At 36.5% G+C, this 23999-nt stretch carries 14 protein-coding genes; 7 read left to right on the forward strand and 7 right to left on the reverse strand.

Going from position 1 to position 23999, the window contains the following annotated elements:
* The first annotated feature begins 144 nt into the window (after positions 1–144).
* Complete coding sequence (locus FLEMA_RS74465; protein WP_052354290.1) at positions 145–3552, forward strand: PAS domain S-box protein; 3408 nt, start codon at positions 145–147, stop codon at positions 3550–3552.
* A 447-nt stretch (positions 3553–3999) separates the two neighbouring features.
* On the opposite strand, the gene FLEMA_RS74470 is transcribed toward FLEMA_RS74465, so the two are convergent.
* Positions 4000–9090, reverse strand: coding sequence for an immunoglobulin domain-containing protein (locus FLEMA_RS74470; RefSeq protein WP_044173720.1), 5091 nt, complete (start codon positions 9088–9090; stop codon positions 4000–4002).
* Between the two features lie 758 nt (positions 9091–9848).
* On the opposite strand from FLEMA_RS74470, the gene FLEMA_RS74475 reads away from it, so the two are divergent.
* The 3 genes from FLEMA_RS74475 (at position 9849) to FLEMA_RS74485 (ending at position 12952) form a co-directional block, all read left to right on the forward strand.
* Positions 9849–11054, forward strand: coding sequence for a nucleoside permease (locus tag FLEMA_RS74475; RefSeq protein WP_044173722.1), 1206 nt, complete (start codon positions 9849–9851; stop codon positions 11052–11054).
* Positions 11055–11212: 158 nt separating this feature from the next.
* Positions 11213–12034 carry a universal stress protein gene (locus tag FLEMA_RS74480; RefSeq protein WP_159102733.1) on the forward strand — a complete coding sequence of 274 codons (822 nt, stop codon included), beginning with the start codon at positions 11213–11215 and terminating at the stop codon, positions 12032–12034.
* 582 nt (positions 12035–12616) lie between these two features.
* A complete protein-coding gene (locus FLEMA_RS74485) occupies positions 12617–12952 on the forward strand; it encodes a helix-turn-helix domain-containing protein (protein ID WP_044173727.1) in 336 nt (111 codons plus the stop codon).
* Positions 12953–13074: 122 nt separating this feature from the next.
* On the opposite strand, the gene FLEMA_RS0156675 is transcribed toward FLEMA_RS74485, so the two are convergent.
* Positions 13075–13902, reverse strand: a complete 828-nt coding sequence (locus FLEMA_RS0156675) for an inositol oxygenase family protein (protein ID WP_026997987.1) — start codon at positions 13900–13902, stop codon at positions 13075–13077.
* 307 nt (positions 13903–14209) lie between these two features.
* On the opposite strand from FLEMA_RS0156675, the gene FLEMA_RS74490 reads away from it, so the two are divergent.
* Positions 14210–14599 carry a hypothetical protein gene (locus FLEMA_RS74490; RefSeq protein ID WP_218918550.1) on the forward strand — a complete coding sequence of 130 codons (390 nt, stop codon included), beginning with the start codon at positions 14210–14212 and terminating at the stop codon, positions 14597–14599.
* 58 nt (positions 14600–14657) lie between these two features.
* Here FLEMA_RS74490 and fumC read toward each other — a convergent pair whose 3' ends face one another.
* On the reverse strand, positions 14658–16061 hold the full coding sequence (fumC, locus tag FLEMA_RS0156700) for a class II fumarate hydratase (RefSeq protein WP_026997988.1): 1404 nt from the start codon (positions 16059–16061) through the stop codon (positions 14658–14660).
* A gap of 341 nt (positions 16062–16402) precedes the next feature.
* Entirely contained in the window at positions 16403–17095 is a 693-nt protein-coding gene (locus FLEMA_RS74495) for a coiled-coil domain-containing protein (protein WP_044173731.1), read from the reverse strand.
* Between the two features lie 331 nt (positions 17096–17426).
* Between FLEMA_RS74495 and FLEMA_RS74500 the strand changes: the two genes are divergently transcribed.
* The gene (locus FLEMA_RS74500) at positions 17427–18791 is read left to right on the forward strand and encodes an HAD-IB family phosphatase (protein WP_044173734.1); all 1365 of its coding nucleotides are present in this window, start codon (positions 17427–17429) and stop codon (positions 18789–18791) included.
* 326 nt (positions 18792–19117) lie between these two features.
* Here the strand turns inward: FLEMA_RS74500 and FLEMA_RS76360 are convergent, their stop codons facing one another.
* From FLEMA_RS76360 to FLEMA_RS74510, 3 genes are all read right to left on the reverse strand, one after another.
* Positions 19118–20191 (reverse strand): mechanosensitive ion channel family protein, encoded by a 1074-nt coding sequence (locus FLEMA_RS76360; RefSeq protein WP_052354292.1) that lies wholly within the window; start codon positions 20189–20191, stop codon positions 19118–19120.
* Positions 20192–20787: 596 nt separating this feature from the next.
* Positions 20788–21732 (reverse strand): magnesium/cobalt transporter CorA, encoded by a 945-nt coding sequence (corA, locus tag FLEMA_RS0156790; RefSeq protein WP_026997322.1) that lies wholly within the window; start codon positions 21730–21732, stop codon positions 20788–20790.
* A 137-nt stretch (positions 21733–21869) separates the two neighbouring features.
* Complete coding sequence (locus tag FLEMA_RS74510; RefSeq protein WP_144080164.1) at positions 21870–22421, reverse strand: hypothetical protein; 552 nt, start codon at positions 22419–22421, stop codon at positions 21870–21872.
* Between the two features lie 223 nt (positions 22422–22644).
* On the opposite strand from FLEMA_RS74510, the gene FLEMA_RS74515 reads away from it, so the two are divergent.
* Positions 22645–23985: an APC family permease gene (locus FLEMA_RS74515; RefSeq protein ID WP_044173739.1), complete on the forward strand. Its 1341-nt coding sequence runs from the start codon at positions 22645–22647 to the stop codon at positions 23983–23985.
* The last annotated feature ends 14 nt before the right edge of the window (positions 23986–23999 follow it).

A 23999-nucleotide genomic window follows, 5' to 3' on the forward strand; every position in this document is an offset into this window, starting at 1 on the left:
AATAGATGTCTCCTCAAAGCAAATACGTGACAAGTTGAGTATGAATCTCGTTTAAACCTAACGAGCAAGCACCTCTTGTCGAGCGGTGTTGCTCAAAACCATATTAAATCCAATCACAATCCTTAATCTCTATTCTGAATAATTATGCGTTGGTCTCATAAAACGAAAGAAGAACTAATTTTAGAAATACGTCACTTAAAGAAAGAATTGAATGTACTGGAAAGTAACGAAAAAGCTACAACCACTGCCAATACAATTCAAGATTTAAGGAAAACCGTAGAAAGTCTCAATCTTTTTGGGATGATTTTAGAGGAAGATGGTACTATTATCTTCTGTAATTCGTATGCCATTAAATTGTTGGGATGGACTTCGGAAGAGCTCGTTGGCGAAAATTTTTTTGAGTTTCTTGTTCCTGAGCAAGAAAAGGATGCCCGTATAGTAGCCTTTAGTACCGCCATGGAAAATGGGGGTATTTTCGACCAAAAAGAGCGTACTATGGTAGCCAAAAATGGGCAACTTAGGCACGTAGAATTGAATTCTGTAATTTTCAATGATTTTGATGATGCCAAATATTTAACCATTATTGGCGAAGATATTACCGAACGCAAGAAAGTAGCCGAGGCTTTGTCTCGCTCCAATTCGCAGCTCCAAGATTTGGTTAATAATACTTCCGATTTAATTCAAATTATTAGTATTTCGGGTCGCTTTTTGTATGTCAATAAGTCTTGGCAAGAAAAAATGGGCTACGAGTCTGACGAGCTGGCTAGTTTGAATCTGCGAGATGTTTTGCACCCTGATTTTGCAGAAGAAACACTTAAAAAGTTTGAAAGAATCAAAAATGGCGAAAAAATCGCCGATTTTGAAACGGTTTTTAGACGAAAAGACGGCCGCCGCTTATACCTTTCGGGTTCGGTAAACTGCCGTTTTGAAGGCGAAAAAGCTACGGCTTTTCGTTGTATTTTCCACAATTCAACGGCCAAAGTACGTGCAGAAAGAGCCTCAAAGCTTTATGCAAGTATTGCACAAGCCGCTATCAACTCAACCGACCTCGACGATTTATATTCTAATATTCATAAGGAATTGGGCGAGGTAATCGATGTAAAAAACTTTTTTATTGCCCAGTACGACCCACAACAAAGCTACTTGTATTTTCCTTATTATGTAGATGAGTATTTTGATAGTAGGGTGCATTTTACCAAACGCAAACTAGGAAATGGCCTTACCGAGTACGCTATTGCAGCCAATCGCCCGCTGATGCTTTACGATGAGCAGATTGAAGAGCTAGGCCGAAGTAAGCAAATTTACTTGTACGGGGTTGTGCCTAAAGTGATGCTTTGTGTTCCTCTCAAAATTGGCGACCGCACTACAGGTATTATTGGGGTGAAGTCGTATGAACGCCAAAATAAGTACGAGCAACGTGACCTTGAATTACTTGACTTTATTTCGGGACAAGTGGCTTTGGCAATTGCCCGTAAGCAAGCCGAAGATGCTTTGGCTCGTGAAACCGCTCGTTTGAATGCTATTTTTGAAGGTAGCTCGCACTTGATGTGGTCGGTAAACCGCAAAATGTTGTTAACGTCTTTCAATCAAGAATATTCGAGGTTATTGGAAAACCGTATCAAGGTGCGTCCACAGTTGACTTTTAGTACCGAGAAGCTTGGTTTTCAAATGGTAAAACGAGATGACCGCAAAATCTTGGAAGAGAAATACAAAGATGCTTTTAGAGGCGAAAAACAGCATTTTGAAATACAACTCGAAACAATGGAAGGCGACGAAAAATGGGTAGAGATTTACCTAAACCCTATTTTGCTGACCAATGGCGTAATCGAGGAGGTTTCGGGTATTGGACGTGATATTACCGACCTCAAAAAATACCAAGAAGATATTGTAAAAGCCAAAGACGAAGCCGAACGCTCGTTGAAGGTAAAAGAACGTTTCTTGGCCAATATGAGCCACGAAATTAGAACGCCAATGAATGGAGTTATTGGGATGATTGACCTCCTGAACGATACCCAATTGGATACAGAACAGAAAGACTATGTGCTGACTATCAAAAAATCGTCGGAAACCCTTTTACATATCCTCAACGATATTTTGGACCTTGCCAAAATTGAAGCAGGGAAAATGGTGCTGCACGAAGCCCCAATTGTGTTTAAGGATGTATTCGACCGATTATTGGCTTTGTTTTCGCAAATCGCTACCAACAAAGGAAACCGTATTCACTGTAATTTTGGCTCGGATATTCCCGAGTTTGTTATTGCCGATGAAACCCGACTGCTACAAATTTTATCAAACTTAACTTCCAATGCCCTGAAATTTACCGAAAATGGTATCGTGGATATCAATGTAAGTTTGGTGAAAAAAAGAGGGAAATTCAATCGTATCAAGGTAGAAGTAAAAGACTCAGGAATAGGTATTACCGAAGAGAACCTCAAAATGCTATTCAATGCATTTCAACAAGTAGATAACTCTACCAAAAAGTCATTTGGGGGTACAGGGCTTGGGCTGGCTATTTCCAAAGAGCTTTGCCGTTTGATGAAAGGCGATATTGGCGTGGCATCAGAGTGGGGGCATGGTAGTACTTTCTGGTTTATTATCGAAATCAAGCAAACCGATATTAGTCCTGTTTCTTTCAAAAAAGCAGAAGAGCAGTTTCAGGTACTCAATCATTTTGTCGACTATCATCCGCATTTGTTGCTGGTAGACGACAACGCCACTAACCGCAAAGTAGCTAGCGAAATCTTGCGTAAATCGGGTTGTGAGGTTATTACAGCCGATAGCGGTAAAAAGGCTATACAGCTAGTAGAAGCCTCGGCTATGGATAGACCTTACGATATGATATTTATGGATATTCAGATGCCCGAAATGGATGGTTTAGAAACAACGGCTTACTTGCGAAGTCTGCCTATGTCTTTACCTCCCATTATAGCCATGACAGCCTATGCCATGAAAGAAGACCGTGACCGTTTCTTGGCTGCAGGCATGAATGATTATGTAGCCAAACCTATTCGAGCCGAAATATTGGTAAGAAAAGTACAAGAATGGATAACGCTCAATAAAGCCAAAAGCCTAAAAACCAAGGTTGAAGCGGTGAAAGTTCCAGAACCTGAACCCATAAAGCAGGTGGAAGAGCCTCTAATAGAGCCTATTCAAACACAAGAATGTCCAACGGTGTCATTGATTTCGGATTTTGTTATTTCTGATATTTTCCCAGTGATAGACACCGAGATTATTAAACAACTTTCAGATAGCGTTGGGGGAGATATGGGTTTTGTTGCTTCTATCTTGGAAGGGTTTGAAGAGGAAGCCGAAGAACAAATCAAAAATGCTATAGAAGGTTATTATGAAAATAATTGTAAAAAAGTACAAGGTGAGTTACATACCCTAAAAGGAAATTCAGGAACACTTGGAGCAGCACGATTGCACGAAATTACAATGCACATAGAAGTAAAAGCCAAGACCTGCAATTTTGATTATTTTGAGTCTGAGATGAAGATATTACATGATGAATTTGAGAAATTTAAAGAAGCATATCGAAAGTTAACAACTTAGATATGAAGTCATCTTGACTTGTTGCTAGGATTGCTCAAAACTAAAAAAGGTTGCTGATATGTGTTTTGCGAACCATATTAAAGCAACCTTTTTATGTACTACCTACTCAGCAAAGATATAATAGACGCTGAGATTTTTTATAAGCTAAAGACAGGTAATCGTACTATGGTATACCGTGGTATTTATTGCCTGTAGATAGCTTATTCGGTACTTTATGTATAGTGGCAGTACCACCCAAAACAAATTATCGCCAATATTGCCCCTAATAAAAGAAACGCTACTGACGATAACTGGTCTAGCATTTTTGACGAAGAACTCTACAAAAAGAGGTAGCCAATAGAAAGCTTTACGTAATTAAAATGCTCTTCAACAACAATATTTTTTGTATCGCTATTTCAAGACAAGACACATATTTTCAAATTAAAAGAGATTTTACGCTTCATATTTTTAATTTGTTAAGAATTTCAACCTCGCATTTGAACCCTGAATAATAGAGCCTTGTAGTTCCAGATTCTTTACAAATCCTGTAGTATTATTGGGTAAACTAACTACGTGACTTTTATTTATAAGAATGTTTTCAGTAATCGTTGGAACTGTTCCACAAGACCATGTAGCAGGATTGTCCCAATTAGCAGTTTTAATACTTTGCTGTTTGTCGCCTACATTGATTTTTATAGGGTCAGATTCTACAGAGCAAGCCTCTTGGGTAATTTGGAGTGTGTAAGTACCAGATTCTGTAATAGGGAAAGAGTAAAGAGAAACATTATTGGTATTGGGAATGTTTACTCCATCTTTTTTCCATTGATAAAAATCAATATTCGACAAAGATGATTTTGGACTTAAGGTTGTATATGTGTGATTACAAACTATTGTACCTTGCTTTGATTCGAGAATTGGTTTTGTTAGATAGTTTCGAGTTATCACATTTACATCTTGCGAATACCCTACACAAGTTCCAACTGTCACTTTTAGCTTATAAACTCCATCAGCATAGGTGTTATAACCGCTTGAAACAGCCCCGCTAATAGGGCTATTATTTTTATACCATTGAAAAGTGGCACCCAGTAAATTATAAGTGTTTAAATAATAATAGTAATTAGGTGTACAAGTAATGGTATCTGCATCAGTAGAAATGGTATAAGTTGGAGTATTACTAGCTACAATATCAATGGAATTTGAATAAGTAATGCTTGTACCATTTGTTATTTTTACCCGATAGCTCCCTGACTGAGAAGGGATGTATCGATAATTTGTTTGAGAAGGAATATCAACTTGGTCTTTCTGCCATTGATAATTTCCACAAGCCAAACCAGAAACATATAAATATGATGCTGTACTACCTGTACAAATATTTGGGCTACCGTAAATTTTGATAAGACTTGAAGGTGTAACACCAGTAGTTACAACCACAGGCTTTGACATAGCAGTACAATTACCTTGCGTTACTTTTAATGAATATATACCAGAACTTGAAGGACTATAATAATCATTAGTAGCATTAAGAATCGGTTCTCCATTTTTTTGCCATTGATAACTATAAAGGTCATTGTTTGGAAAATATGTACTCAAATAGACGCTATAATTAGTGCAAGCAAATGCAGAATCGCTGTTGTTTAGCAAAGTAGGAATTATATTACTGAATGTATATTGGCGAGACTCAATATAATTATAATTACAATTAGTATCTGAGCTTGTTAATGAATATGTACCTGACTGAGACACTGTTAGAGAGTTTGTATTATTGGATAAAGTAACACCATCTTTTTTCCATACATAAGTAGTGCTTTCAGAATTATATCTTGCCTTTAATTCAATAGAACTTCCTGCACATTGAAAAGCACTAATAGAATTAGCAAAGCCTCCTGAATCCTTAGTTAAATATACATTGGTACTTGTTGATGTTGCATTGCCACAGCCCGTTACAGTCGCCTTTACGGTATAAGCACCCAATTGATTGGTAATATAAGTTGCAGCGGTAGCTCCAGCAATTGTGTTTCCGTCTTTCTGCCATTCATAAATTACATTATTAGTAGTAGGTACATTTAGTTTGGCATAGAGTTTTATAGAACTTCCCGAACAAATAGAGAGGAAAGAGCTTCCTACTGCATCTTGTATTAATGCGGTTAAATTATTAAAATATATCACCGCACTCGGAGCACTCACTTGTGTAGGATTCTGAGTATCAACAATTCTTAATTTATAATTATAGGTTGTTCCTGAAGAATAAGAAGGTAATGTAAAATTGATAGGACTACTACTACCTCTTCCCAAAACGGTTGGATTTGTATTAAAAAAACCATCACTATTCGATAGCTGTACAGCGTAAGTTGTTGCAACTCCCGACGGTGTGGTAAAGCTAATTGAGCCAGTTTGCCCAGAACAAAAACTTGTTGCAGATAAACTATTGATGGTTATGCTTGGGGCAACTACTGTTATAGAGGCAACCGCCTGACCAACACAACCTTGTGTGTTGCTTGCAAAGGCGGTATAAGTTCCTGAATTACTCAATCCAATATTAGAGATAATAGGGTTTTCTACAGAAGAAGAATAACCGTTAGGCCCTTGCCATGAAAATGATGAAATAGGCAGATTATAAGTATTAGTTTGTAAAAAAACATTTGAGCCAGTAGTTGTCACAATGGAGGGTTGAACAATATAAAAAGGCACATCATTGGTTACTTTAAGTACAGCAGAATTTGATAAAACCATTCCACAAGTTCCTATTACGGATACGCTGTAATTTCCTGAATCTGAGAATTTTAAACTCCTAATGGTTAAAGTTGAAGTATTTGCTCCATTGATATTTTGTCCATCTTTTTTCCATTGATATGTTAGAGTACCACCACCCGTAGCCACAACCGAGAATGTTACAGTCGACCCCATACATTTTGTCTGTGTTAGTGGCTGATTAGTAATAATGGTTGGCGTATTACAAGTACCAATAGTGACAGTTGCACTACCCGATGTAGTACCTGTACCACATGACCCAATCACGGACGAGATCGTATACGTTTTTGTAGCAGTTGGGCTTACTGTAACCACATGAGGGTTTTTAGAAGTGGTAACTACCGTTCCGTCAGATAAGGTAAATATCCAAGGACTTGCTCCTGTAAAGTTGACATATACATTTGCTGAGCTACCCGCTGAAATTGTACTATTCCCGCTTACTGTTGCAGTGATGGGTTCACCAATGGTTATTTTTAAAGGTTCAGATTCTACAACACAACTGCCTTGTTGGACAGTAGATGTGTAAATGCCTGACTCTAAAATACTTACTTGGCTTGCACAAGTATTGAATGTGATGCCATCTTTCTTCCACACACTACACAAATACGGGTAAAGCCCTTGATTATAATAATCTAGTTTAACTATATTGTTTGCACAAAGGTTGTTTTGAGGCGTTGAGTTTAAACTAAATTTAGGCAAAGTCGTTTCCACAAAAATAGGTTTTGACATAATTACGCATGAGCCAGATGTTACTTGAAACGTATATGAACCTTTTTGAGAAGCATAAAAATAATTTGATGTTGCCCCACTAATCGCTATATTATCTTTATACCATTGATAAGTTCCTGATTGGTAATTTCTGGGGTAAATAGCTTGAGGCGAATCAGAACAAATATAAACTGTATCTTTCTTGTAATCATAATTTCCCGCAAGATAAAGAGAGATTTCTCTATTACTATTTAATGAAACGGTTAAGGGCTTAGAAGTCGTACTACAGCTTCCTTGGGTAAGCGTTAGCGTATAACTACCATCTTGGGTTACCTCATAGCCAAAACTTGTACTCACTGTACTTCCAGATTTTTTCCAATTATAGGTAATATTTTGGAGTCCAGTATTGGGGGACAGATAAATAGAACTTGGATTACAATAACTCGAATAAGATTGAGTAATCTTAACAGAATCTAAAGTAGTAGAAGTTTTTATTTCAAAACCCTGTGAGATCGTTTTGCAACTTGCCTGTGTTACTTCTACATTATAAACGCCAGCTTGAGTTATGGTCAAGTTGTTAAAGGTTGCTCCACTAATATTTACATTATTTCTTTTCCATTGATAAGTTGTTGCCAGATTTGGACTATAAGTAACATTATTTACATAAGCGTTTGTTTGTCCCCCTGTACTACAAATCGTGCTTTCATCAAATGAAGTAGTGAAACTTATTGCAGAACCAAAAGTTAAAAGATCACTTTCTCCTTGGGTACTACAAGTATTTGTACTCGAAGATTTTACAGAATAAGTACCTGATTGTGTTGCAACATAAGTTCTTTGGTTTTCGCCACTGATTAATAAACCATTTCTAAACCATTGATAGGTTTGATTATCTGTCCAATCTGGCAAAGTCAAACTTGCTTGGCCGCCTATACATTGAATAGCACTACCATTCCTTTGTAAGGAATAACTATTCTCTCCTGTTGTGGTACTAACTTGAACACCAGAAGAAATAACCGTAGGGCATCCCCCTTGTGTTATAGCTATACTATAATTCCCGCCTGTAGAAATTGTATATTTAGCATAATTTCCCCCTGAGCTAATATTTACGCCATCTTTTCTCCATTGAAAGGTCACATTTGTAGAATCTGTAATATTCGTTTTTACTGTTGCGGTATTACCAGAACACATAGTAAAATAAGTATTACTGACCGATTCATTGTATTTATTCAAAATAGTTGGGCTATCAATTGTACCAATAGTTATTGCTGAACTTATATTGCTGGTAACAATGGAGTTATAAGAAAATAATCTAATTTTGTAATTCTGTCCATAAGGTAAATTATTGGGCAATGTTACCGAAAACGAGCCAGTATTAGCACTTTGGGTAACCCCTCCAACAAAAGTAGGATTGATGAAGTCTCCATTTTTATTGGATAACTCTACGAAGATATTACCGTAATAATAATTGTTATTGTAATTAATACTTCCTGAATTAAAGTTTCCTGTACGGCTATAATTGATGGTAAGTTGACGGTTGTTTCCACAGAAGGTAGTTCCATTAATACTAGTTAGTGAAAGTGTTGGTGGATTGGTATTACTAACCGCAAAATTACTAAAAGGGGTTTCCGTGGTTTCACTGGAGTTGGTTTGGCTTACGGCACGTACCAACCATGAATAAGTATGCCCTACTACAAGGCTACGAGTCTCAAAAGAGGATAAATCGCCCACGGGAGCATAGTCGTAAAGGATTGTTAAAGTTGTTAAATCCACTACTTTAACAAAATAATTACAAGCATTTGCATTGTTATTTTTGTTCCAATAAAGACTTACCGTAGTACCATAAACCACAGCATTATTGATAGGACTTGATAAACTTGGTGCCGAGATTGCGGCTAAAGTGTTAAAGCCTTTCCCAGTTTCTTTGTTTGCTACTTCTCGGTATTGAAAACCTATGGGTGGTGCAAGAACAGAATCTTTTTGCACACGGATTACTGAATCAGGCTTGTTTTTTATTAAAGAATCAAGTTGGGTAGTATAACTGTTAGCAAATAATTGAGGGAGAATAAGTAGTAAAATGACAATGGAAGTGTAAATTTTTTGCATGGATGTAAATTAAAAGTGATACTTAGGTGAATAATTAAAGTATAAAGTAACAATTTTTTGAGGAGTAGTTTTACTTATCTAATCACAAATATGTTACCGTTTAATAAATCCGATTATGTTTTTTTAAGGTAAAACTAAAGATTAACGATACCTCTTTTGTTATATACTAAGTTTGATTTATAGCCTTCTTATATCTTTTTGCAATAAGAAGAATAGCCCTAACTGCTTAATTCCTAGAATCTATTCAACCACATACAAAGGATATACTATGCTTTAGATAATTAGAATATTCTTCCATAACAATACTTTTGGTATCGCTATTTTAGGACAAGACATGAATATAAAAAAGGAGAAGGTTGTTATTTTCCCTTTTTATTAGAAAAATAGATTATTGTATCATTTTGTTACATTGAATGCTGAAAAGTTATGTTTTGGTATAGCGTATTAAAAGATTGTATATTTCTAATGTTGTATATAAGTGTTAGGGTGTTGTTTTTTGTGTAATAGTTTGATTATTAGTGGCTTGTTGATGAGTGATGTGTTTTTGGATACTATTTTTGATAGGATTTTATTGATAGCCGTTTGAAGGTATAATATTATTGCATGAGATTCGCTTTTGCAAGCCGTACAAAAAAATGGTTTGAGATATGTATATTTGGTTAGTCAATATTATTTAATAAGAGATAATTGGGGTTTTAGGCTCTGATTCAAAATATTCATTAATTATTTTCTAACTAAAAACTATAAAAAATAACCTAATGCGTACAATTACAAAAGTTCAGTTAATGGCAATGATGTTCCTGATGTTTTTTACATGGGGTGCATGGTATGGTCAAATGGGGAAATACCTCTTTACAGGCTTACACGCTAGTGGCGACCAAATCGGTAATGCTTATGCTACATTTTCAATTGCGTCTATTATAGCACCATTCTTTGTGGGTATGATTGCCGACCGATTTTTTGCTGCTCAAAAGGTAATGGGGGTTTTGAATTTGCTTGGAGCTGTTATCTTATATTTCTTGATTCAAACCGATAACCCTGATACGTTCTTTTGGTATATATTAGCTTATACCATGACTTTTGCTCCTAATTTGGCCTTGTCGAGTTCGATTGCCATGAATCAGATGCGAAATCCTGAAAAAGAATTTCCTTCGATTCGTGTATTAGGAACAATCGCTTGGATCATTGTTACCAATATTATTGGTTTTTATACCCTAGGCGACAAAGTGACAATCTTCCAAATTTCGATGGTAACGTCTATTATCTTGGGTGTTTTTGCTTTCTTTTTACCAAATACACCTCCCAAAGCTACAGGCAAAGCTTCTATTGGCGAAATTTTGGGGACAGATGCTTTTGTATTATTCAAAGACAGGTCTTTTTTAATTTTCTTTATTTCTTCTGTTTTGGTGTGTATTCCTTTGTCGTTTTATTATGCTCATGCCAATTTGTCTTTAACCGAGTCGAATATGACGAATGTAGAGAACAAAATGTCGCTTGGACAAGTTTCAGAGGTATTTTTTATGTTATTAATACCATTTGCTTTAAGTAAATTTGGTATCAAAAAAATGCTTATTGTAGGCTTGGTAGCATGGATTATCCGATTTATTTGTTTTGGCTATGGCGATGGTATTTCATCGGAATGGATATTGTACATTGCCATTGTATTGCACGGTGTTTGTTATGATTTCTTCTTTGTTACAGGGCAAATCTATACCGACAATAAGGCAGGCGATAAAATCAAAAACTCAGCTCAGGGGCTTATTACTTTGGCAACTTACGGGATTGGTATGGGGATTGGCTCGAAAATTTCGGGTATTGTACTTGACAAATACACAACTATCGATGCTGCCACTCAGGCTACTATTCATAATTGGACTTCGGTATGGATGGTTCCTGCAGGTATTGCGGCTGTAGTATTGGTATTATTTGTGATTTTCTTCCACGATAATAAGAAAACAGCATAATTTTTCTTGTTGATATAAAATGAAGGCAGGCCTACCAAAGGCCTGCCTTTTTTGATAAAAATCATATTTTAGCGAAATGCTTATCATTCTGATTGTCAGTTTTTTGAACGAAATTTAGGAAGTTAAAAATGATTCGGAAAACAAAACAAATCAATACTATGAAAAAGATACTCGTGCCAACCGACCTTAGTAAAATATCACTTAAAGCCCTTGATGTTGCTGCCGATTTGGCTCGACACAACGGTGCCGAAATAATCCTTTTGCAAGTTAAGGTGTTTCCATCGGCAAGTTTGGGTACTTATTATTCAATGGGGGTAGCAGTGCCATTTGATACAGCATGGAAAGAAGTATTGCAGGAAGCAGAACAACAGCTACAGCAGGTAATAGACCAGCCTAAATATGAAGGAATAAAGATAAAGGGTGTTGTCGAGGAAAGTGTTGAGAATATCGAAACTACTTTGCTCAAACACAAAGCTGATTTGATTGTGATGGGGTCGACAGGAGCAACGGGTATCAAAGAGGTTTTTGGTGGGTCACATTCTGAAGCCGTGGTGCGTCATGCACACTGTCCGGTATTAGTTATCAAAGGAGATATAGAGAACTATACTATCAGACGAGTATTGGTAGCTACCGACTTGGGTAATACCGATTTTATGAAGAAGGCCCTTAAATGGCTCAACCTTACCGATATACAATATCATTTTGTATATATAGACACAGCTATGAAACAGGTAAATTATGTTGAGCTAAAAGCCGAAATGAAAACAATAGCTCACCAGCTCAAGCTAAAAGATTATCATTTTGAAATCTGGAACGCTACCAGTGTAGAAGAAGGAATATTGGATAGTGCACACGAAATAGAAGCCGACTTGATATTGATGTACACTCATGGGCGTACAGGTTTGGCTCATTGGTTGAAGGGAAGTATTGCCGAAGATGTAGTAAATCACTCAGACATACCAGTGATGACAGTGATTTAGATGGCATATCTTAGCAAATAAACATGAGTCATCTCGAATTTTTAGGTCAACGAGGCGGTCGAAAAACTAATTTCGACCGCCTTGTTGATTAATAGCACAATGGTCTACAATAAATACACACAAGAGGGCTCTATTTTAAATTATCCCATAATTCGGGATAATTCATGTTTTTGTGAGGAAAGGTTTGGCGTAAAAAGATTTTTAGCCGAGCCAAAAGGCGTTCTTCATTTACACATAGAATTTGTATACCATTCGTGCAGTGTGTGGCGTTATAAAGAAGAATAGTACAAAAGTGTTATTTTGGGCAAGATAATGTCAAAGAGGAAAGGGCTTTAATAGAAAGGAGTCTGGAATTAATTAGAATTGGATTACTTAAACTTGTTTTTTTAGCGTCTTAGAGTAGCTTGATATATTTTTTTTTTATATTTGTGTTAGTCAAACTACAAAAAGTACCGCCAAGTCTTTTTCTTTATGTTATATTAAAAATGTTTCTTGTTGCAGGGCAAGACTATTTTAGTACTATTTATGTAACTTATTTTTGATACTTATCTTGAAATTTTTAATGAAAACACACAAATTACTATGAAACGAGTTGAAGATAGAATCAGGGTACTAATCGCTGAAAGGGGTATGACTCTTCTTCAATTAGCTATTCAATCGAATATCACTGAGGCTACGCTTCATGCCATCCTTAACCGCAACGATGCGAAATACTCGCAGTTGATTCGTATGGCAAGAACACTCAATGTGACAGTGGCTTATTTAATGGGAGAGTCTGAATTTCAGAATATTTCAGACGTACAAGAAACACAAGCGGGCTATGTTGTATTAAAAACTGAAGAAGTTTTGGATATGCAACGTAAAATTATTGATCTACAAGCTAAACTATTGGCTAAATTCACAGAAAGTGAATCTTAGCTATTAGCTCAAATAAGGAATTATCAATCGTTTGTGTAATTACTTATTGATTAGAGCATTGCTATTAAAAATATTCATTATATGTCAAAGCCTGACCTTAGGGTCAGGCTTTGGTGTTATTATTACCAGTAGATAGGGCCTTTACCAAGGTATTTCTCTGCAATTGGTAAATAATAAGCTTTCATTTCATCTAAGTTGTACAATTTTTGTGATTTTGTATATAAGTCATACTTATTAAAATCCTTGATCCATTCTTTGTATTGGTCGTCTTTGGCATTGGTAATTTTGGTATAACTACCGCCAGTATGCCAAGGATAAAACGAGTGATAACGAACCATTACCATACCTTCTTCGGGAATAGTGTTTTCGGAATGATTTTTGAGTACTTGGTACAAATATTCGTCGTGTCCCCAAGCTAGCTCTACGTTGTCCAAGCCGCATCCTTCTTCATAAATACCCAGTTCGGTATTATATTGCTCTAATTGCATATCAGGGTTCAGTTCATTAAACTCTGGGTATACGCAGCTATCAGGAAGTTTGCATCCTACCACAAATACGTCGCCTACCAAGCCCCATTGTTCAGCCTGAGATGTACCATCTTCGTCGCTTCCCCATAGGTACATCGCTTTACCAAGGTCATGAATCAAACCCACCAGTTGCATCCAGTCGGGGCGGCCTTCTGCACGCATAGCTTCGGCCGACTGCAAAAGGTGTTGTACATTAGGCAAATCCAAATCGGGGTCGCTTACATCAATCAAGGCATTGAGCTTTTCCATTGCATCCCAAAGGAGCATCGGTTTGTCGAATGTCAGATACTTCGCTTTCATTTTTTGTACATAATCGTAGGTCTGGTAAAGCCTCATTTTACGATAATGTTCTTTTACAGCAGCAGTAATATCGCCTTGGTTATAGTTGCGAAATTCGGTTTTTTCTTTTTCCAAAGTTTCCATTATGTACAATTTTTTCTTTTAAAATTACTGATTTTCTTTTAAAATACAATAAGTCGTATTTTCTACTCATTCTGAAAAATAATCACCTCCAGCCGTAACCATGAAAATATGCTTAGGAAGGATAAAATAATATTATTCAATTAGCAAAGAATAGGGGAAAAGTTTGTGCTATTTGTCATACTCAAAACCATCAATTGAAATGCCCTTATCAAAAAATCCGTTGCCCTCAGAGAAAGTAACGAATAACAGCAAGATAAAAGCATAAATGGTTTAAAATAATCTTATAGTCCTTTAAACACTAACAACAATGAACATGAAAGTATCTGTTTTTGTATTATTTTTATTATTAAGCCAAGTATCGTTTGGTCAAGAAAGGGTTGCTACTCCTGTTTTATACGAATTTTCGCAGGTAACAACTATCGAGTCGGTTGTACCCGGAGGGTTGGGGCGTTCACGAATGATTACTTCTGGAAAAGATGGAGCTATGGAAGAAGTAAAACTAGAGAATTTCTTTAGTTTTGTTGGTATTAATTTTGAAAATGTAAGAAACAACGACAAAACTATTACCGATAAAATCACTAGAATGTATGAGGAAGGCTGGGAGCTTATCAATACGGCATCGGGTGTTTATAGTGCCGATAAAAGTACAGGGATTTTTATTACAAGGTATTTGTTTAGAAGAGTAAAGGTATCTTGAAAAATACATAACCAAGGTGCTAGCTGTTGAGTTAGCACCTTGGTTATAAGGTAATTATCTACACATTAATATCGCCAACCATATTTTCAGGTTTAACCCACTCATCAAATTCTTCGGCTGTGAGGTATCCTAAAGCAATAGCGGTTTCTTTCAATGTTGAACCATTTTTGTGGGCAGTCTGAGCAATTTCAGCCGCTTTGTAATACCCAATTTTGGTATTCAAGGCTGTTACCAACATCAAAGAGTTATTCACGTGTTTTTTGATATTTTCGTGAAGTGGTTCAATACCCTCAGCACACTTATCGTTGAAGGCCACACAAACATCGCCAATCAAACGAGCAGAATGTAAGAAGTTGTAAATCATGACAGGCTTGAATACGTTCAATTCAAAGTGACCCATTGAGCCACCAATATTGATAGCCACGTCGTTACCCATTACCTGAGCCGCTACCATTGTCATAGCTTCGCATTGTGTTGGGTTTACTTTGCCAGGCATGATTGAAGACCCTGGCTCGTTGTCAGGAATATATATTTCGCCAATACCCGAACGAGGGCCCGACGACAACATCCTAATATCATTACCGATTTTCATTAAGCTAGCCGCAACTGTTTTTAATGCACCATGAGCTTCTACGATAGCATCGTGAGCAGCCAAAGCTTCAAACTTATTTTCAGCAGTAATAAAAGGGAAACCAGTTAGGTCGGCAATATGTTTGGCTACATTAACATCATATCCTTTTGGGGTATTGATACCAGTACCAACAGCAGTACCACCCAAAGCCAATTCAGAGAGATGAGCAAGTGTATTGTTGATAGCACGTAAGCCGTGGTCGAGCTGTGATACATACCCAGAAAACTCTTGTCCTAGGGTAAGTGGTGTAGCATCCATGAAGTGAGTACGACCAATTTTTACAACATTCTTAAATTCTTTGGCTTTACGGTCGAGTGTATCACGCAATTTTTTGATACCCGGAATAGTCACTTCCAACAAAATTTTATATGCAGCAATGTGCATAGCTGTAGGGAAGGTATCGTTTGAAGACTGTGATTTATTTACGTCATCGTTTGGATGAATAAATTTCTGTTCGTCTAATAGCGAGCCACCATTGATTACGTGAGCACGGTAAGCAATAACCTCATTACAGTTCATATTCGACTGAGTACCTGAGCCAGTTTGCCATACTACCAATGGAAATTGGTCGTCCAATTTCCCTTCCAAAATTTCATCACAAACTTGAGCGATAAGATTCCTTTTTTCTTCGGCCAACACACCTGCATCAAAGTTGGCATAAGCTGCTGCTTTTTTGAGGTATGCAAATGCTTTGATAATCTCCTTTGGCATCTTATTGATGTCTTGGGCGATAGGGAAATTCATGATTGAACGTTGGGTTTGTGCTCCCCAATAAACGTTGGCAGGCACTTGTACCTTACCCATCGTGTCTTTTTCTATTCTGTATTCCATTGTCAAAATTGAGAATTGATAATTGGTTTCGCAAATCTTGCGAATTGGAAATTTTTAAATCACAGCAAAGGTACATTACAAATATGTTGGATGGGAATGATTTTTATTTTTTTGTGGTAAAAATTGATAGGTTATTGCCGAGCTTAACAGAATCGCGAAATCGGTAGACTTTTGTATACTGATAAATAAAAAATACTTAGTTTGGCCTTGATAAAATGGTATAAAATACTTAAATTGTAATAAAACAAAAATCCCAGGTAACCATATATTTACCTGGGATTATAACTCTTGCTTAATGAAAAACAAGAGAGTGGTGTTCCACTTTTTTCACCTTAACTAAATTAGTTCTTTGGGGCTCGATTTTCTTCGAGCTCTTGTATTTTTAGTTGCTTTTGGTCGATTTGTTTTCGCAATTCTACCATTTTTGCATTGTTATCTTCTATTGTTTTTTTAGCATCATCCATGCGTTTTTGAGCCTTCTCTATCGAACGCAATGATTCTGTGATACTTTTTTCAAGCTTAGTATTGGTTGTTTGGAGTTTGTTGAAGTCTTTTTCGGCTTTGCTCAAAGATTTACTTTTCTCTTCAAGAAGCCCCGAAAGGTAATCGTATTGATAGCGTTTTAAGAAACTCTCTAGTTTAAACGATAATTTAGAGAATTCGCTAGGAGCATTATTTTGACCTATAGGACTGTTGTCCGCAAAAGTCGTATGAAAATATACTTTTAAAATATTACTGTCTTCTGCTCCCTTCTCAACATACATCTTACTATTGACAGATACTGTACTAATATCACTCATCACAAAGTCTAACGCCGATACACTATTTCCTCTACGCTTAGTTTTGGCTTTATAGCTATCTTCCAAAAGCTTGCACCACGCTTTTTGGAACGACTTTTTATCCCCTTTTATTACTGAAGAAAGAACTTGATTCCCTTCATAACTTGCTTGGCTTATTTCTTGTGCAAAACCAATGCTACTTTTTAGTATGGCCAAAACTAGGACACACAAAAATGAAAAATGTTTAAAATTCATAGGCTTTATATATGTTTAAGTGCTTGTCCCAACATATTATTAGTAGATAACTATCTATAATAAAGAGACTTATTTTAGCAATATCTACTCATCGATATTGACAATTCGTGGTGTAAATCTTAAATAAAGTACTTGTTGTTAGCTTTAGTTAAAATTTATACTACAAACTTACAAACCGTAGATGATGGAAAAGTTAGAATGAGATTAGAATTTTATTAGAATTCAAAAAGAGCTGTCTGTAAGGAATTTCTAAGGTGGCTGTAATATGACTATAAGTTGCTAGAGGTACTTTTAGTTATAACGTTGTTTATTAACTAAAAGCACTAAAACTATGCAAAATGTTTCAGTAATTATTCCTGCATTGAACGAAGAAGCTACCATTTCGGAGGTAATCCGTAAGGCATTTAACTCACCGTATGTCAAAGAGGTATTTGTGATTGACGATAATTCTCACGACAATACGGTATCGGTGGCTTTACTTTCGGGGGCTTGTGTGATTGGCAGTACTGTGCAAGGCAAGGGTATTTCGATGCAAGATGGCGTAACGATTGCTTCGGGCGAAATACTCGTTTTTCTGGATGCCGATATTCCAACTTACCCTGAAAATATTATAGACCTGTTGGTTCAACCTTTACTAGACAATAAAGCCGACTTTATCAAAACTTGTTTCGACCGTCAGGCGGGGCGTGTTACCGAGATTCTGGCCAAACCTTTACTCGATATTTTCTTTCCCGACCTTACTTCTTTTTCACAGCCGCTTAGCGGAATTGTAGCAGGCAAAAAAAGCTTTTTCGATAATATTGTTTTTGAAAATGATTATGGCGTAGATATTGGCCTATTGATAGATATGAAAAGGCAAAATGCCAGAATCGAGGAGGTGAATATTGGCTATGTCGAGAACAAAATGAAGCCTTTGCAGTCGCTCAGCAAAATGGCCAAACAGGTAACAAAGGCTATACTGAACCGAACTGAGCCCGAAATAACCTATCATTCGGCTGTACAAATGAACGAAACCGAGATGCTGAAAGGTAAAATAGAACAAACAAGGGCTAAAAAGCTAGTGATTTTTGACATGGACAGAACCATTCTGGGCGATAGTTTCATTCAGACAGCCGCCAAACGGTTTGGTTTTGAAAAAGCTTTGCGTAAAGTTGGCCTAGAGTATTCTAATGCTGTTATTCGTACCAAGGAAATCGCTAAGCTTATGAAAGGGCGTACTGTAAAAGAGATTTTGGAAGTAGTAGACTCGATGAAGATTACGCCAGATTTTCAGAAAACAGTAGAAAATCTCAAGGCAAGAGGCTATGTAATAGGTATTATTAGCGATAGCTATTCGCTAGTAACCAATCATATCAAGCATCAGTATAATCTTGATTTTTCGGTGGCAAATGACTTAGAATTTTGGCGAGGGCATACTACTGGTGAGGTCAAAATACCGTCTTTATTTTTTAGACATCATCATTCTTCTTGCAAACATGAATATTGTAAAAGCCATGTAATTGGTCAATTGGCCAAAAAACTTGGCTTACTTCTGGACGATGTAGTAGCCATAGGCGACGGTGAAAACGATGTGTGCATGGTTGAGCAGGCTGGGTTGGGTGTGTCGTTTTGTGCAAGCTATCCCGCACTTGAGCATTCGGCCGACATAGTGTTGCGAGAAAGACTATTTATGCCTGTACTTGAACATATTAGATAATGCAGCTTAAATATATTTGCTTAGAGTCAGGATTCTGAAGGATAATTTGGAATATTAACGGATATTCCAAATAGTGTTAATAACAAAAAGAAAATGCTCCTAAGAATAGGAGCATTTCTGTTTTTAGTGGAATAGGCAATTTAAAATCTGTTAGGTATAAATAGAAGTGTTGAGTTACAAGTATTGTTTTGAAGTTAAAGGGTTAATGGTTTGGTAATTAATTGAAAAAGAGTAGAGCTGTGCAAATTTTGGGGCTAGTGAATAACTTTTGTCGCTAATAAAAAATGACTAAGTTGAAGAATATTCACCATTGGAGAGCTATGCCTCTAAGAAAACTCTTCTAAGCGAAATTTACCTGTGTTGATTTGGCCACTATCGTCGTGTTTACTTACCACTGTTCTGATTGGATACGGAATTTCGATATTTTCCTTTTGGAATCTTTTATGGATATTCTTGATAAACTCATGTCTAATCAAAAACTGGTCTGCAAAGGTTTTTGCCCGCATAATCACCGTCATTTTGATAAAAGAATCTTCAAACGAGTTGAATCGTACAATTGGCGTAAAGTCCTTTACGGCCCCGTCCAATGCCATTAGTGTTTCGCTAGCTACCTCAATCGATAGCTGTTCTATCTTTTCCAAATTGTTGGTATAGGACACATTGAGGCTAACCGTAGCAGGTACTTCAAGGTCGGGGAAATTAAAGTTTTTGAGAATATTGGTCGAAATTTTTGAATTAGGCACAATCACGATATGGTTAGAGATTGCCCTAATTGTGGTATTGCGCCAAGTAATATCTTCGATATAGCCTTCCTCGCCCGACGAAAGCTGTACATAATCTTGAGGTCGTATTTTTTTTGATACCAACAATTGCAAGCCCGCAAATAGGTTAGATAGAGTATCTTGTAAGGCCAAAGCTACTGCCAAGCCACTGACTCCCAGTGCTGTAAGTGCAGGAGCTACCGATACGCCAACACTATGCAGAATAGTTACCAGCGCTCCAATATAAATCGTAACCCTAATAATATTGGTAATAATAGAAGAGGTAGGTACGGCACCATTTACCTGAGGCATTTTTTTGCTTGCAAGTGTAGCAAAAAAATAGGCAGCACCACGAGCTAGCATAAAAATAGATAAAATATGAGCAAAGCGTTCAAAATAAAGCTCATAAGGAGCAAGGCGTATACCTAGGTATTCGACACCAAGTTCAAAAAATATCATTGCCAAAATAGAAGTGGCATATTTATAGACACATTCCAATAATATATCGTTGAAGGTAGGTTCTCCATATTCGTAGATACCCTGTATTCTCCTTTTTAATAATGATTCTATTACTTTGCCAATGAGCCCGCCCGCTAAAATCCAGCCAAGCAAGACTATTAATACTAACCAATCTGTCATAATTTTTAATATTTTTCAATTTTATAAGAATCCAACGGACTAATACCATTGTGTAAACGAATAGCCAAGATTTACTGAATTTGAGGAGAATCGAGAAAAGCAATTGTAGCTTATAAATGAGTAATTTACGACAAGAAAAAATCAGATATTCACAAAATAAACTCCTCAGTACATTGAGCGTGATTGATATACAAAGTGACCACTTTTGCCTTAAATGCTGATTAATTTGGAATTAGAATTGAATTAGAATTGATTTTCAGGAGATTGTGAGACTGGACAGAAGCGAAAGAGGTTGTTAAAGAATTGAAGTTTGGAATAATCTGGAGCTTTACTTTTTTATGACATAGTGCTTTCAATCAAGCTATCGTAACTCAATGTGCATTTGAAAACAGTTTTTTATCTTAAAATTTCTGTTGTTAATGAGTATTTCAAGAAATGGACTATTATGACCAAAGTAGCTTTACAGTAGAGCCACATACCAATATTTTAACACAAATTTATCGAACAAGAAGGCATAAAGTAATAATTAATCCATCAATCCCCATGTCAAAAGGAATCGGTACTTACAAAATCACTTTATACCTTGTATTGCTGTACTAAATCCAATGTTTTCGTCTGAAAAACCAAAGTACGCCCGTCGACGATAGGAGCATCAAGACAAGTGCCAAATAAAACCCATAAGGATGTAATATGGTTGGCATAACTTGGTAGTTCATCCCAAAAATTCCTGCGATCAAAGTAGGAGGCAGAAATACAATGGTTACGACCGTAAAGATTTTGATAATCTGGTTTTGTTCAAGGTTGATTAAACCCGTAAAAGTATCTTGGAGGTATTCGAGCCGTTCAAAGTTGAAAGTTGTATATTCGGTCAATGAGCCAATATCTTTTAGAATAATCCTGAGCCGTTCTCTATAACTGTCTGGAAACAATCGGCTTCGTTGAATACTTGACAATACACGCTGTTTGTCGATAATACTTTCACGAAGCATCATGGTGTTTTCTTGTAAGGTATTGATTTTGAGGAGGATTTCTTGTTTGGGTTTTTTCTCGTTTGACAGCGACTTACTGATGGTTGTGATTTCTCTAGATATATTTTCGAGCAAATCGGCATCGGCTTCTATCCGAGTTTCGAGCAATAATAAAAAGACATCCACCCCTGTTTCAAAGGGTTCTTCATAAACCCTCATTTTCTTGACAGTATCAGCAAATGTTTTGGAGTCTCCTTGTCGATAGGTAAAGAGAATCGAGTTTTTAATCAGGAACGAAACAGGATAACTATGATAGCCATGTTGGTCAATTTTCGAGAAATTGGAGTTGGCCACCATCATATCACCTTGTTCAAAAAAGCGGGCACTGCTTTCAATTTCTACAATTTCTTGTGGCGTTTGGAAGCTCACCAAGCATTTGGTTTCTACCCATTCTTCTTCTTCGGCAGTGGGCGATTGTAAATCTACCCAAATCAAATTAGAAATCTGCGAGAGCATTCTCACATCGTTTTCTTTTCTAATTTGTTTTTTTTCCTTATAAAATATTCTAACCATATCATTTTTATTTGAGCTTACTACCTTTGGGTATTGGGCTTTTGGTAGAAAACCAAGGGCTGAAATATCAAGAGGTTTTTGCCTTTGGTTTTACTAAATAGCTATAATACTAATGGACATTTCTAAGATACCGAGGTTTAAGGCGTATCTTCAGAATAGTCAATTTTTTCTGCTCGATGCTTGGAGGTTACCCGCCAATATTCATCATATACCGATTTATAAATTATCTCGACAGTGGCCTCATTATAAAAGAAATTATGCAAAAACTGGGCATCTTTTTCGGGAAAAGACGACGATAAAAACTCTATAACGTTGCCCGAAGACACAACCATTTGTTCTATATTGCCATAAAAATTTAAGGGGCGGTCTTTGAGTACGCTATTTTCAAAGGTATTAATGAATTTTTCGACACCCTTTTCGTAATATATTCCTTTGTAGTAAATACCGCATTTTACAATAATTGCAGGGCCAATACCATCATTTACGATATTAAATGCGTATTTGCTTTTGCCAGGAATACCCCAAAAAGCAGGCTGAGCAATATGCAAATGCGGCCATACCGAAGCCTTTTGTTCTTTGAGTGTAAGGTGGGTTTGATAAATACAAATAGAAATAGACAAAACGCTGGTAACGATGGCACAAATAGCCATAATTCGGTCGGTGCTCCAAGCTGAGGTCTTTTTTTCCATAAATACCATTTGTTCAGATTTTGCTCAAAATAAGCAACATCATGCACTATTACAAATTCAATGGCACATTTCTAGGTTGGTAAGGCAGGACAATACCACAAAATAATCCAATAAAAATTACCATTTTCGGGTACAATTAGGTAAATTATCTATCCAATCATAACTAAATTATCTCTTTATAATCAGGTACTAAGGCTTGACTTTGGTATTTCATCCTCAAACTATGTCTGCAAAAAACAAACTAAATCTCTTTGATACCACTATGTTGGTGGTAAGTTTAATTATAGGAATGGGTATTTTTAGGAATCCTGTCGAAGTAGCCAAATCGGCACAAACACCTCTGATTTTCTTTCTAGCTTGGATATTGGGCGGTATTGTTAGTTTCTTGGGCGGCCTTACCTATGCCGAAATTGGTTCAAGGTATGCGGTAAAAGGTGGTTTTTACAAAATATTTTCTTATTGTTATCATCCAGCCTTTGCCTTTATGGTCAATTGGATGCTGGTGATTTCCAATGCAGGAGCTACTTCGATTGTAGCCATTGTGGGTGCCGAATATATCAATCCTATCTTGATGCCTGAATCTCTTCAGAACCCTACAGGCATAAAAATCACATCGATTTCTACCATTGTTATTTTGTACATTATCAATTTTATTGGTATTCGTTTATCGGCCAAAACCCAGAATGTTTTGTCGATGATAAAAATTGTACTGATGGCCTTATTGATTCTGACTATTTTTGGGAATCACCCTACACCTCAAAAAACAATGCCCTTATTGGCAAGCGAACCTTGGACACCCATCGATTACCTAAAAGCCTTAGCGGTAAGTTTTATTCCTATCTTTTTCACTTATGGGGGCTATCAACAAACCATTAATTTTGGAACAGACATCGAAAATCCCGTCAAGAATACTCCCAAAGGAATTTTTATTGGCTGTAGTTTGGTAATGGTACTGTATCTAGCTATCAATTTTGCTTATTATAAAGTATTAGGTATAGAAGGAATAGCCCATTCGTCGTCGTTGACTGCCGATTTGGCAAAAGTATTTTTTGGTGAAATAGGCTTTAAGTTTACGTCAGTATTACTCTTTATTTCGGTACTGACGTTTGTTAATTCAGCCATGTTGACCAACCCAAGGGTATATTTTGCTATGGCCGAAGATGGTGTTTTGCCAAGTGTTTTCAAAAAACAAAACGAGCAAACACAAGTACAAGAGTTTGCATTAACGGTATTTGCTTCATTTTTGATATTATTTTTATTTTTTGCTGATTCGTTTAAGGAGCTACTTAATTACGTTATGTTCTGCGACTCTATAGGTATGATTACTTCGGCTTTTACTATATTTCTGCTTCGCAAAAAGGTTAAAAATCTATCGGCCGAGATTTATACGATAGGTTTTGGGAAAGTATTATTTCCTGCCATTTTTATTGTTACTTATACTGTAGTGGCAATCAGTTCGTTGGCCGAAAATAAAGAAAACTTACCCACAGCAATTGGACTATTCTTAGGGGGCTTACCCTTGTATTACATCATCAAAAAGGTACTAGAATTAACCCAAAAATAGCTTTTGATATAATA

The organism is Flectobacillus major DSM 103 (assembly GCF_000427405.1).
Lineage (GTDB): Bacteria > Bacteroidota > Bacteroidia > Cytophagales > Spirosomataceae > Flectobacillus > Flectobacillus major.

What these genes read in the sequence shown, in the direction of transcription:
- FLEMA_RS74495 (WP_044173731.1), bottom strand. Translation starts at nt 17,095, where the DNA reads ATGAATTTTAAACATTTTTCATTTTTGTGTGTCCTAGTTTTGGCCATA.
- fumC (WP_026997988.1), bottom strand. Translation starts at nt 16,061, where the DNA reads ATGGAATACAGAATAGAAAAAGACACGATGGGTAAGGTACAAGTGCCT.
- FLEMA_RS74465 (WP_052354290.1), top strand. Translation starts at nt 145, where the DNA reads ATGCGTTGGTCTCATAAAACGAAAGAAGAACTAATTTTAGAAATACGT.
- FLEMA_RS76360 (WP_052354292.1), bottom strand. Translation starts at nt 20,191, where the DNA reads ATGACAGATTGGTTAGTATTAATAGTCTTGCTTGGCTGGATTTTAGCG.
- FLEMA_RS74500 (WP_044173734.1), top strand. Translation starts at nt 17,427, where the DNA reads ATGCAAAATGTTTCAGTAATTATTCCTGCATTGAACGAAGAAGCTACC.
- FLEMA_RS0156675 (WP_026997987.1), bottom strand. Translation starts at nt 13,902, where the DNA reads ATGGAAACTTTGGAAAAAGAAAAAACCGAATTTCGCAACTATAACCAA.
- FLEMA_RS74480 (WP_159102733.1), top strand. Translation starts at nt 11,213, where the DNA reads ATGAAAAAGATACTCGTGCCAACCGACCTTAGTAAAATATCACTTAAA.
- FLEMA_RS74510 (WP_144080164.1), bottom strand. Translation starts at nt 22,421, where the DNA reads ATGGAAAAAAAGACCTCAGCTTGGAGCACCGACCGAATTATGGCTATT.
- FLEMA_RS74515 (WP_044173739.1), top strand. Translation starts at nt 22,645, where the DNA reads ATGTCTGCAAAAAACAAACTAAATCTCTTTGATACCACTATGTTGGTG.
- FLEMA_RS74490 (WP_218918550.1), top strand. Translation starts at nt 14,210, where the DNA reads ATGAACATGAAAGTATCTGTTTTTGTATTATTTTTATTATTAAGCCAA.
- FLEMA_RS74470 (WP_044173720.1), bottom strand. Translation starts at nt 9,090, where the DNA reads ATGCAAAAAATTTACACTTCCATTGTCATTTTACTACTTATTCTCCCT.
- corA (WP_026997322.1), bottom strand. Translation starts at nt 21,732, where the DNA reads ATGGTTAGAATATTTTATAAGGAAAAAAAACAAATTAGAAAAGAAAAC.
- FLEMA_RS74475 (WP_044173722.1), top strand. Translation starts at nt 9,849, where the DNA reads ATGCGTACAATTACAAAAGTTCAGTTAATGGCAATGATGTTCCTGATG.
- FLEMA_RS74485 (WP_044173727.1), top strand. Translation starts at nt 12,617, where the DNA reads ATGAAACGAGTTGAAGATAGAATCAGGGTACTAATCGCTGAAAGGGGT.